Genomic DNA, 11,849 nt, shown 5'->3' with positions numbered 1-11,849 from the left:
CAATATATTGAATCACCACTCCTATTCCTATATTTGTGTTTAGCTATAATCATGCCATTTTGGAACCTTTTGTAGTATCGGCACGTAAATATAGACCTCAATCATTCAAGGATGTGGTGGGGCAAGAAGCCATAACCAATACCCTTGAAAATGCCATTGAGCATGACCATCTGGCACAAGCCCTACTTTTCTGTGGACCAAGAGGGGTAGGCAAGACCACTTGTGCGCGTATTTTGGCCAAAAAAATCAACCAAGATGGCACGGAAGGTGAAAATGAAGATTTTGCTTTCAATATTTTTGAACTCGATGCCGCTTCGAACAACTCTGTTGATGATATACGCAACCTAATTGACCAAGTGAGAATTCCGCCACAGGTCGGCAAGTATAAGGTCTATATCATCGACGAGGTGCATATGCTTTCGCAGTCTGCGTTCAATGCGTTTCTGAAAACTTTGGAAGAGCCCCCAAAACATGCCATTTTCATTCTCGCAACAACGGAAAAGCATAAAATCATACCTACTATTCTTTCGCGCTGCCAGATATTTGATTTTAAAAGGATAACGGTCAAAGACACCGCCAAATACTTGCAGTACATTGCCAAAGAACAAGGGGTTGAAGCTGATGAGGATGCACTTCATATCATAGCCCAAAAAGCCGACGGAGCGATGCGTGATGCACTTTCTATCTTTGATAGGGTCGTCAGTTTTTCAGGCAAACGGTTGACCCGAAAAGCAGTTTCAGAAAATCTCAACGTGCTTGATTTCGAAACCTATTTCAAGACTGTTGAACTCATCTTAAAAAATGATATCCCAAGTCTTTTGGTGCTTTTCAATAAGGTCATTGCCCTTGGATTCGACGGGCACCATTTTGTTACTGGCCTGGCCACCCATTTCAGGGATTTGATGGTATGTAAAAACGAAGCCACAATTGAGTTGTTGGAAGTTGGTGAGGCCGTCAAAAAAGAATATTTAGACCAAGCAAAAGAAACATCAAAAGCTTTTCTGCTGCGGGCTTTAGAGATTGCCAATGACTGTGACCTAAAGTACAAGACCAGTAGAAACCAGCGATTATTGGTCGAACTAATGTTGATGCAATTGGCGTCGCTTACCTTTGAGGGCGAAAAAAAAAAGGATGATGCGATAATACCTGCCTCGTACTTCAAGGGTCAAAAAAATGGCGAGACCTCGACATATGCCCCGCCACCTCCAACTGAAAAAAGGGAAATCGCCGAGTCGACCTCGCTCCCTGTACATGAAGTGTCGGCAGTAAAGAAATCTGAAGAAATCATTTCTGGGGAAAAAATAGAGCCCCCTGTTGTGCCTGCTTCAGAAGAAATGCCCGAACCACCAAAAATCACATTGGAAAATCCCCAAAAAAGGGTATCAGGCCTTTCACTATCGAGCATTAAGGCAAAAAAAGAGCATCAAAACACTAAAGAGACAACCATTGTCGATAAAAACGACCTGCCAAAGGATCCTTTTACAGAAGCCGATATGCAGCAACATTGGGCCGACTTTACCAAAAAACTCATCAAAAAGGGTAGAAGAATCTTGGCCAGTAGCCTACAGACCGATATACCCAAATTGTTGAACGGTCATATCATCAAAATCGAATTGCCCAACCACACGATGAAAAAGGAAGTGGAACGTGAGCAAAAACCTCTTTTAGACTATCTCAAGGAAAAATTGAACAACCACTCCATTCAACTACAGATTGCCGTAAACGAAGAGGCCATACAGAAATATGCTTTTACCCCCGAAGAGAAATATCAAAAGTTGAAAGAGAAAAACCCCACGATCGAGCTATTGCGAAAAGAGTTCGATCTGGATCTATGAACTCTTGGCAACACGAATGCGCACGGCATAAATGAGCATGATAAGTGCAGTGATGCCCAAACCCAATGCTTCCCTTCCTCGTTCTATGTTCACGATATCACCTTCGCCTATGGTCACACCCTCGAATTTTTCAGGCCAATAGTAAATGGCAAATCCGATATAAAATCCGAAAAGAAAAACTGCCCATAGAAATCTGAGGTTTCCCAAAATAAACAATAAAGAGGCCAAAGCCGCCATTCCGTAAAGGAGGTACCAATGCAACGAATCGGGGTCGTTGTGTTGTACAGCGGCTGCCCAAATGAACAGTCCGGTAAAGACCAGCGCCAAAATTTTAAAGAAATTTTTCATGGTATGGTTGTTTTTAAATGTGTTTCCAAAATAGTAAAAACATCGGTTGATTGTAACTGTTTAGGCAATGAAAGATCGCTATTGTTCGAAATCAGAACAGGAAAATCGAGATCACTTTCGGGCGTTCGCCCATGCGAGCCCTTCACCAATTCAGCTTTCAGCGGAATAATATCCATGACTGTTCTAAAGCCCAGTTTTTTCTTGAGCAACTTCAGCAGCACCTTGCCCATGACAAGTCTATCGCTAGGATCTACGAACATCTCAACAGGGTCATATCCCGGTTTTTTATGAATATCGACCATTCGGGCAAAATCAGGTGCCTTTCGGTCATCTTCCCAAAAATAGTAGGTAAACCAAGAATCAGCATCTGCCACGACAACTAGATCACCGGTTCGTTCATGCTCCAGGCCTGCATCTGAAATGGTATCGCCGTATAATACCTTTTCAACACCTTTTTGCCGCCGTAAAATCTCAACAACTTCTTGCTTGATGGTGGCATCATTCAAATATATATGGGCCACTTGGTGATCGGCCACTGCAAAAGCCCTGCTGGCACCGGCGTCGAGCAGTTCAAGTCCTCGTTCTTCCCGTACAACCAAATATCCGCTTTCGCGCAATGCCCTGTTCAAATGTATGGGGTTGTTTACATCGGTTATGCCATATTCTGATAGCAGTACGATGTTGCACCCCTGTTCTAAATAATACCCGGCCAACTGTTCGATCACCGTGTCTATTTCCTGTAGATCTTTTGAAATTTTATCATAGTCGTGACCATATCGCTGCAGGTTGTAATCAAGGTGTGGCAGATAGATGAGTGTAAGTGTCGGATCGTACTTTTTGTCTGTGATCATAGCGGCATCTGCAATCCACTGACTTGATTTTATTGATGTCTTTGGGCCCCAAAAATTGAAAAGTGGAAATGTGCCCAATTCGGCCTGCAATTCATCGCGAAGCTTTGCCGGATACGAGTACACATCAGGTATCTTACGACCATCTGCCAAATAATTGGGTCTGGGCGTCACACTGTAGTCGGCCGATGAGTACATATTGTACCACCAAAAAAGATTGGCGCAGGTAAAATTAGGGTCGGTAGCCTTCATCTTCTCCCATAGTTTTGGTGCCTGTACCAATTTGTTCGACTGTCTCCAAAACTTCACTTCGTTCTCATCCTTAAAATACCACCCATTGCCCACGATACCGTGTTCATTGGGCCTTTTGCCCGTCACATAATTCGATTGTGCCGTGCAGGTCACCGCCGGAAAGGAAGGTTCGATTACCGAATGCTTGCCTGACGTAAGAAAGGAGGAGATAAAAGGTGTATGCTCGCCAATCAGTCGCTTTGTCAGGCCCACTACATTGATTACCACGGTTTTCATCGGCCCAGTCTCTGTTTTACCCAATTCAATTCACGAACAATCGATGTTGGCAGTTCTTCTTTCAACTGTTCTGGAAGCACCTCCCAAGTATAGGTCTCTACCTCTAAATGGTCACAAACAGCATCTTTTTTCAGGTAATCCAAAACTTTGATAATATGGTCTTGAGTAGAATATAAAGGAGCAAATTGCTCCAAAAAAATCGGGACATGAAAATGGGCGCGAAGTTCTAAAAAATCATTTTTTTTGCCCAAAACTTCTGGCAGGTCTGAATAGGTCTTCACGCTTTCGCCGGTTCTTTCGGTCACTTGGTGCAGGTATACGGGCTCGTCAAATCTTGACAGAGCGTTCCAGATATCTTCTTTGGCCGCTTCATCAAAAAGCAATTTCAATGCCGCACTTATCTGGACTTTGCCAATACGTACGCCCTGTTCCCTTAATTTTTCAAAAGTGTCTCCAGGTTCTTCATAGGCCAACGAAAAGTGGCATACATCGTAGCACAGGGTCAAATGACGTTTTATCAATGCTTCGGATTCTACAGCATTCAGCCCCATTCGTTTCTTGAAATATTTTGCCCCAATAGGAAGCAGATAGTCGTTGAAGAACATCAACACATCTTCAGTGTTTTCAAGCAGTCCGTCAGGTTCGGGCTCAATATCAAGATGCAGGTAAATGCCTTTTTCTTGCTCTATTTGATATAATTTTTGAGCAATCTCGAGCATATTCCTTGCCCCTTTTTCAAAAGCATCTTGTATGGCATCTTTTGATGAAAACCAATGTTTGTAGCTGACCGGAGAAGTAGAGATGCCGCCAGACATGCCTTTTGGCAATAGTATCGTCAATTGGTCAAACAACCTACTGGTATAGTCGTACCGTTCATCGGTCGTCCAATCGGGGGCATGTACTTGGTCCTTTACCCTTTGGTGGTGAAAATTTCCGTAGGGAAACCCGTTCATCGTAAAAATATAGACGCCATTTTCATGCAACCATTCCTTGAACTTTTCCAAATTTCCATCCTTGGCCAGTTCAATGCTGGCTTGGTTCGATAGTCTAAGGCCCAGACCAAAATCGTTGTTTGCGGAAAACGCCCGCTTGATAATGGGAACGTATTTTTTTAGGTTTTCAAATGTTACCTTCCAGTTTTCCCCAGGATGGATATTCGTGCAATAGGTAAGATGATAATGCCCACTAACCATCATATCGGTAAGATAGCTCTTCTATGCCCACGCTTCGCAAAGCAATGGCTTCGTGCATTTTCTTCAAATCGATTTGGTGTACATCAACTTTTTTTCCAATTCCAGAGATCAGGGTAATGGTAAGCTGCCCTCCTAAATGTTCCCTGAATTCTTCAATTCCCTTTAACAACTCATCGACTTCCGTTTTGCTTTTCAAGGGAATCTGAAGTTCAAAGCCAATATCGCCCAACACTTTCAACACCCGTGCCAAAGCATTATCATCTGCCAGACCAATCAAATTGGCATAGGTAACATCGAGCGCAATGCCCATCGCGACCGCTTCGCCATGGCGCAATGTATAGTCACTCATCTGCTCGAGTTTGTGCGCGGCCCAATGACCAAAATCCAAAGGTCTTGAAGAACCGCTTTCGAACGGGTCACCACCTGTAGCGATATGTTGCATATGAATTTCAGCACATCGATGAATCAAGTGTTGCATAGGGTCTTTTTGCCTTTGGGCAAGTGCTACAGCATTGGTTTCCAAGAAATCAAAAAAAGAAGCATCTTTTATCAAGGCCACTTTTATGGCCTCGGCGATTCCTGAAATCCAATCGCGTTGGTCTAAAGTGGACAAAAAGGTGAAGTCGTTGACTATCGCATCTGGAATGGCAAAGGTGCCCAAAAAATTCTTCTTTCCGAATTCATTGATTCCGTTTTTGACCCCTACAGCGGCATCATTCTGTGCAAGCACGGTCGTTGGTACCCGAATAAGCCTAACCCCTCTGTGGGCAGTTGCTGCGGCATAGCCTACCATATCGATAACGGCACCACCACCTATGGCCACCACGTACGAATGTCGGCAAATGCCTTTTTCATTGATGGCCCTTAACACCTTCTTTGGGTTCTCGTGTTCATTCTTGCTTTGTTCACCGCCTGGCACCAATAGTACTTCAAGACAATCTAAATGGTCAAAACACTGGCAATAATTACCAATATCATGAACCAATGATGGGTGCTTTGCGGCTACCTGCCCATCTACAACAAACAGCAATTTGGTCTTTTCGCCATCGGTGCGTGTGTTTATAAGCTCTTGAAACAATGTATTTTTTGGAGAAAAAAGGTGGTCGGTAAAATACAGTCGATAGCTGTACTGCACTGAAAAAGATTGTGATATGGTCGAAACCGATTTCATACTCTGCAAAATTAAGTAACTGCGAACGCTTTTGACAACAAAACCGACAATGGCAACAATAATAAAGTCATAAGAGCAATTACTACGTTAGAATGGCCCGCCACAATGGCGGCATCGAGTAAAATAATGGACAGCACACCTGCTTTTACCGCTTTTTTTATGTTATCGGCCGTATTGACCCGATATGCTTTCAACAGTGGCAGAAAAACCATCAAAGCAAACAATACGATAAATGGCAAACTGACCATATACCTTGACTCTTGAAAGAAAATAACGCAAAAAATGACCAAAACATATAAAATTCCGGCCAAAAGAATGGATTTTTGGTTATTGCCATGCACTTCACCACGACTGATAAGGGTAACCGCAGCAATGAAAATCAAGGGTATGATCAGGTATTCTAAATGTGTGAAATATCCAAAAACAGATATTCCCAAGAGCAAATTCAATGCCCTGCACAATCCCATATTCAAAGGTCCCAACACTTTGCTTTTCTTTGAAAAGGCATCGTAGGCCACGATAGAAAACGCCAATGCCAAAGAAACGAAACCACTCGTTGAATGCCACAAAAAAGACAATAGTACGCCCGTCAGTAGCAGTACCAAACCAAAAGCCAGAACATTACCCGCTCGCACAACACCTTTGGGTATAGGGCGCTCGGGGCGCTCTACCCTATCAATGTCCCTATCAAAAAAATCATTCAGCACCACCCCGCCAGCATATAGAAGAATGGAGGCCGTTACCAATGTAAACATCGGCATCAACACCCCCTCAAAACCATGCTCATTTTCTTGGTTCGCGACCCAGAATCCGGCCAATGCAAACCCGGCCATAATGTCGGCCGCAGCTGTCGGTAAATTTGCCGGTCTACAGAGCTGTAAATAAGCCTTAAGCTTACGCATCAAACAATTTTCCCGTTGTCGATTCTAGGCTCTTGGCCCCTTAGCACGCTATTGTCGTTGAAGAGTTCACTTTGGTCGATCCCCGGAGCATCCAACCAATGGCTTTCATCTATCTTGCCAGATTGCGAAAATACATCGAGGGCATTTTGGTAGCAAGTCTTGATCACATCTTCTTTGGCGATTCCGTTCCTTAGCATTAAAGATGCGGTCTTGGGTACGGCAAGTGGGTCACTTACACCCCAATCTGCAGAGCTGTCAACAATGATATTATGGCTACCAAAACGTCTTACCACCTCGACCATACGCTCATTGCCCATTTTGGTTTTCGGGTAAATGGTAAAAGCTGCAATGAAGCCTCTGTCAAGCACCTCTTGAACGGTTTCTTCATTATTATGGTCAATGATCACCTTATTTGGGTCAAAACCGTGTTCTAAACATACCTCCATACTACGAATGGTGCCCGCCTTTTTATCCCTATGGGGCGTGTGTACCTGAACCAGCATATCAAATTCTTTGGCCAGTTCTAATTGCTGTCTAAAATAGTTGTCCTCTGCGGGGGTTTGGTCGTCGTACCCGATCTCGCCCACGGCCAACACATTTTCTTTATGAAGGTACAGGGGCAACAACTCCATCACCTGTTCTGCCAATGCTTCATTATTGGCCTCTTTTGAATTGAGCCCGATGGTACAGTAATGCTTGATGCCGAATTGGCTGGCACGAAAAGGCTCCCAACCTATCAAACTACTAAAATAATCTTGAAAAGACCCCACTTGGGTGCGGGGTTGGCCTAACCAAAACGAAGGCTCGATCACAGCCACGACACCTGCCTCGGCCATTGCCTCATAATCATCGGTAGTTCGCGATGTCATGTGTACGTGTGGATCAATGAACATCAATTTTTCTTCCATATTCTGCTATTGTTCAATTTTTTTTGTTTTCAACAAAGCTAGGCAATGACAACTTAAAAAACATGGGGTGAAACAAAAAAAGAAGGCACGATGACATAAAAGATGCCCAAACATATGAATGGTACCAAAACACCCTTGCCATAAGTACTTTTCGCGAATTTAGAATACGTTCATGTGCCCCGATACGTCATCCAGCAAATTTTATTAAAGGAACTGGTTTGTATTTTTACTTTTAGGCCTTTACCTTCATCTACTAATTCAAACATTCTTGTATGAAGCCATTTTTCACTTTTCTACTTTTTTTAGCATTTAGCTTCATTTGCACAGCCCAAAATAATATCGATCTGACCGTTCTTGATGATTTTCAAGGACCCTTTTTAAATTGGCAAATCATTGGTGATATCTCAGTTGACCCCAATATCAATGCATTGCAATATGCCAAGGCACAGGCACAGCCACTTTCAAAAAAAGAACAGCGCAGAAGGCGAAAAAAAGGCGTCATCGATGTTGGCCCGATCAAAACGAGGCCTGGAACAGGAATTTTGTACAACGATTATAAGCCGGGCCAAGAAAAGCACCTGCTCACCAAATGGGAACATGGTGACATTAAACTTGAAATGGAGGTCATGGTTCCAAAAGGTTCCAATTCTGGAATTTACCTACAAGGCCGTTATGAGATACAAATAATGGACAGTTGGGGAACAAGACAGCCAAAATATGGCGATATAGGCGGACTTTACCGTAATTGGGAAAAAGAACCTGAAAAAGTGTTCATGGGCGTGGCACCACTTGCCAATGCCGCAAAAGCACCAGGGCTATGGCAAAAACTCAACATCCACTTTCAGGCACCAAAATTTGATGCTTCAGGAAAAAAAATCAAAAATGCACGTTTGGTCAGTGTATATCTCAATGATGTGTTGATCCACAATAATGTTGAGATCCCTAGACCTACGGGAGGTCCTATTTCAAAAGAAGAAACGCCTGCAGGGCCATTGATGATTCAGGGTGATCATGGGCCCGTGGCCTTTCGCAACATCAAATATATATTGCTCTCTGATTTAGATGTCTCTTTGAACGAGCTATCGTTCACCAGTTATAAGGGTGAGTTCAAAGATTTGGAAGACATCTCCTCTGCCGAACCCGCACAAACTGGGCAAACCCAGAACATAGATGTGAACTTAACCGGTGAAGAAGACCAGTACGGATTGGTTTTCAAAGGAGAACTCAATGTACCAAAAGATGCAAAATATATATTCACGATAGGCTTTACCGGTGGTTTTGACTTGTTGGTCAACAACAAGAGTGTTGTTCGGGCCAACTCGAGTTATGACCGTGGGCAACAGGTGGGAGACATTTTCTTGAAGAAAGGGACGCATCAACTCGAACTAAAAAATATAAAAGCAGCGGGGTGGTTACCACCAAGACTGGGGTTTTCAATCCGTACGACAGACTCAAATCCGAAAAAACTGCATGCCTTGGATTCGTACCCACCATCAGTAGGTTACGTTTCACCAATTTATGTTGATGTTGGCAACCGGCCAAGATTGCTGCGAGGTTTTGTAAGCTTTAACGGAAATGATAAAAAATTGTCACATACTTTGGGGGTGGGCATTCCAGGGGGCATCAACTATGTCTATGATCTGAAGGCCGGTAATTTGATAGGGGCCTGGCGGGGTGATTTTGTCGATGCCACGCCCATGTGGCATAATCGGGGCAATGGGTCATTTCAACCCCGTGGTGACGTACAGTGGACATTCTTGGGACATCCGCTGGGTGAATTGGACAATTTGCAGCAAGAATTTCCGATGGATGGCACCGGTGATTACCAACCATTGGGCTATGTCATCGACCCAAGCACAGGACTACCATCGTTCCGGTACAGCTACAAAAATGTTGAGGTCGAGAACAAAATCATTCCTACAGACGATGACAGTTCCCTTATAAATGAAATTTCCTTTTCCGAAGGAAACGAACAAAACTGGTACTATAAGATTGCCACTGGCAAAGTTGAGCAATTAAAAGAAAAGGTATATGTACTGAACGACCATCAGTACTATCTGAGCATTGAAAGTGGGCACACACCCATTACAAGAAAAATCAATGACCAAACCGAATTGTTGTTGCCCGTCAACGGCAATACGATCAAATACAAAATCACATGGTAATGAATATTCCTTTCCTATCGAAAAAAGTTGTCATCACACCGCTCGCCGTATTGTCGGCCATGTTCGTATGGCATGCCTCAAACGGTCAGAATCTACCTAAAGAACAGGATTACTACACATTGACAACACTCCCTACACCTGAGGGAGTGCATTTAGAGGGAGGTGGGGTACAATCATTGCCCAATGGAAGTCTTGCCGTTGCCACTCGTAGGGGCGATGTGTGGATTATCGAAAACCCCACTATGGCCAATGGCAACCGGGCCATATTCAAAAAATTTGCAAGTGGCCTTCATGAGCCCTTGGGCCTTGCCCATAAAAATGGGTCATTGTACACGACCCAGCGTGGAGAACTCACCAAATTGACCGATACAAACGGGGACGGCATTGCCGACGAATACCGTACCATTTATGCTTGGCCCCTTTCGACACATTACCATGAATATTCTTTTGGGCCCGTTTTGGCACCTGACAATACATTTTTCGTGACCACAAATGTGGCTTTTGGCAGTGATGAATGGTGGCGCGGTGAAAGTCGAGTACCATGGCGGGGATGGACAATGAAAATTACCGAAGATGGGCAAATGGAGCCTTGGGCAACAGGTATGCGCTCACCAGCTGGATATGGACTGATCGACGGAGAACTTTTCTATGCAGATAACCAAGGCGATTGGGTCGGTTCAGGAGGTATTTGGCATCTGCCCAAAGGTGTCTTTACTGGGCATCCTGCGGGATTACGATGGACACAAGAACCCAATTCACCTGTCAAACTTACAGAAGCCGAGTTCTACGAACGCATTGATATACGTCAGGTCAAAAAAAATGGACGATACGTGAAGCCCGAGAACATCATCGACGAAAAAGACCCCGATTTCTTGTATGAGGTAAAGGCAGATTTTTCTGAATTGCAATTGCCAGCGGTTATTTTGCCACATGGTATCATGGGTATTTCAAATTCACAGCTACTTGTTGATGACACCAACGGTAAATTCGGTCCATTTGCCGGCCAACTGTTTATCGGAGACCAAGGGCAAAGCAAAATCATGAGGGTCGTTCTCGAAAAGGTAAAAGGCGAGTACCAAGGTGTTGCATTTGATTTCAGGTCTGGATTTCAATCTGGGGTCATGCGAATGGATTTTGATAGTAATGGCAATCTCTTCGCAGGCGAGACCAATCGTGGTTGGGGATCGGCAGGCACGACCAATTCAGGATTGGAATTTTTGACATGGACAGGCAGAATGCCTTTCGAAATGAAGACCGCAAAGGCCATGCCCGATGGCTTTGAAATCGAGTTCACCAAACCTGTGGACAAATCGACTGCGGAAAATCTCGATTCGTATTCCGTCAAAACCTATTTGTACAAGTACCATCCAGTATATGGAAGTCCACAAACCAATATCGAAGATATCATCATCAAAGGCGTAAAAGTAAGTGATGATGGCCTAAAAGTTCGTTTGGTCACTGAAAAACACAACCGCTACAATGTGCATGAAGTGACGCTTCAAGGGATCAAATCAAAAGTTGGGGGGCATCCCGTGTTGCACCCTACATTTTTCTACACGATGAACAACATCCCCGATGGGGAAAAACTTCCACTTTCAGTGCTCTCCACAAAACGTACAAAAAAGACCAGCAAGGGCAAAAAGGTTGTTTCCAGGAAGAAAAAAGCGGCTACCAAAAAAACTGCGGTATTGACCGATGCCCAAGTTCAACCACTGTTGACGAACAATACCTGTATAGCCTGCCATGTCAAAGACAAGCGTATGGTCGGACCATCTTTTATGGCCATTGCCGAAAGGGGGTATAGCAATGAAAAAATCGTGGAGCTTATCTACAATCCGCAACCAAAGAACTGGCCAGAATATGCCACGCCCATGGCGCCTATGCCACAAGTGCCCAAAGAAGAAGCCCTAAAGATTGCGGCATGGATCAATTCATTGAACAAATAGGATAT

At 44.0% G+C, this 11,849-nt stretch carries 9 protein-coding genes; 3 read left to right on the top strand and 6 right to left on the bottom strand.

Annotated features, from left to right (window positions below; translation table 11 throughout):
- Positions 1–59 precede the first annotated feature (59 nt).
- Positions 60–1,835: a DNA polymerase III subunit gamma/tau gene (locus L0P89_RS13375; protein WP_235265623.1), complete on the top strand. Its 1,776-nt coding sequence runs from the start codon at positions 60–62 to the stop codon at positions 1,833–1,835.
- On the opposite strand, the gene L0P89_RS13370 is transcribed toward L0P89_RS13375, so the two are convergent.
- The 6 genes from L0P89_RS13370 to L0P89_RS13345 are packed head-to-tail and all read right to left on the bottom strand — an operon-like array spanning position 1,830 to position 7,733.
- A complete protein-coding gene (locus tag L0P89_RS13370; protein ID WP_235265622.1) occupies positions 1,830–2,183 on the bottom strand; it encodes a transmembrane 220 family protein in 354 nt (117 codons plus the stop codon). The genes L0P89_RS13375 and L0P89_RS13370 overlap by 6 nt on opposite strands.
- Positions 2,180–3,559 carry an alkaline phosphatase family protein gene (locus tag L0P89_RS13365; protein WP_235265621.1) on the bottom strand — a complete coding sequence of 460 codons (1,380 nt, stop codon included), beginning with the start codon at positions 3,557–3,559 and terminating at the stop codon, positions 2,180–2,182. Before L0P89_RS13365 ends, L0P89_RS13370 begins: the two co-directional genes overlap by 4 nt.
- The gene (gene eboE, locus L0P89_RS13360; protein WP_235265620.1) at positions 3,556–4,755 is read right to left on the bottom strand and encodes a metabolite traffic protein EboE; all 1,200 of its coding nucleotides are present in this window, start codon (positions 4,753–4,755) and stop codon (positions 3,556–3,558) included. The genes L0P89_RS13365 and eboE overlap by 4 nt, the downstream gene beginning before the upstream one ends.
- On the bottom strand, positions 4,745–5,923 hold the full coding sequence (locus tag L0P89_RS13355; protein ID WP_235265619.1) for a 3-dehydroquinate synthase: 1,179 nt from the start codon (positions 5,921–5,923) through the stop codon (positions 4,745–4,747). The genes eboE and L0P89_RS13355 overlap by 11 nt, the downstream gene beginning before the upstream one ends.
- A gap of 11 nt (positions 5,924–5,934) precedes the next feature.
- Positions 5,935–6,825 carry a UbiA-like protein EboC gene (eboC, locus tag L0P89_RS13350; RefSeq protein WP_235265618.1) on the bottom strand — a complete coding sequence of 297 codons (891 nt, stop codon included), beginning with the start codon at positions 6,823–6,825 and terminating at the stop codon, positions 5,935–5,937.
- Positions 6,825–7,733, bottom strand: coding sequence for a TatD family hydrolase (locus tag L0P89_RS13345; RefSeq protein ID WP_235265617.1), 909 nt, complete (start codon positions 7,731–7,733; stop codon positions 6,825–6,827). Before L0P89_RS13345 ends, eboC begins: the two co-directional genes overlap by 1 nt.
- Positions 7,734–8,005: 272 nt before the next feature.
- On the opposite strand from L0P89_RS13345, the gene L0P89_RS13340 reads away from it, so the two are divergent.
- Both L0P89_RS13340 and L0P89_RS13335 read left to right on the top strand, forming a co-directional pair.
- The gene (locus L0P89_RS13340; protein ID WP_235265616.1) at positions 8,006–9,898 is read left to right on the top strand and encodes a DUF1080 domain-containing protein; all 1,893 of its coding nucleotides are present in this window, start codon (positions 8,006–8,008) and stop codon (positions 9,896–9,898) included.
- Complete coding sequence (locus L0P89_RS13335) at positions 9,898–11,844, top strand: auracyanin family protein (protein ID WP_235265615.1); 1,947 nt, start codon at positions 9,898–9,900, stop codon at positions 11,842–11,844. The genes L0P89_RS13340 and L0P89_RS13335 overlap by 1 nt, the downstream gene beginning before the upstream one ends.
- Positions 11,845–11,849 lie beyond the last annotated feature (5 nt).

It is taken from the genome of Muricauda sp. SCSIO 65647 (genome assembly GCF_021534965.1).
Classification (GTDB): Bacteria; Bacteroidota; Bacteroidia; order Flavobacteriales; family Flavobacteriaceae; genus Flagellimonas_A.
The sequence above is the reverse complement of the archived record's forward strand: the minus strand, read 5'-3'. Positions and strand labels throughout refer to the sequence as shown.

Coding starts and splice junctions, on each gene's coding strand:
- L0P89_RS13340 (WP_235265616.1), top strand. CDS start 8,006: ATGAAGCCATTTTTCACTTTTCTACTTTTTTTAGCATTTAGCTTCATT.
- L0P89_RS13365 (WP_235265621.1), bottom strand. CDS start 3,559: ATGAAAACCGTGGTAATCAATGTAGTGGGCCTGACAAAGCGACTGATT.
- eboE (WP_235265620.1), bottom strand. CDS start 4,755: ATGATGGTTAGTGGGCATTATCATCTTACCTATTGCACGAATATCCAT.
- L0P89_RS13370 (WP_235265622.1), bottom strand. CDS start 2,183: ATGAAAAATTTCTTTAAAATTTTGGCGCTGGTCTTTACCGGACTGTTC.
- L0P89_RS13355 (WP_235265619.1), bottom strand. CDS start 5,923: ATGAAATCGGTTTCGACCATATCACAATCTTTTTCAGTGCAGTACAGC.
- eboC (WP_235265618.1), bottom strand. CDS start 6,825: ATGCGTAAGCTTAAGGCTTATTTACAGCTCTGTAGACCGGCAAATTTA.
- L0P89_RS13335 (WP_235265615.1), top strand. CDS start 9,898: ATGAATATTCCTTTCCTATCGAAAAAAGTTGTCATCACACCGCTCGCC.
- L0P89_RS13345 (WP_235265617.1), bottom strand. CDS start 7,733: ATGGAAGAAAAATTGATGTTCATTGATCCACACGTACACATGACATCG.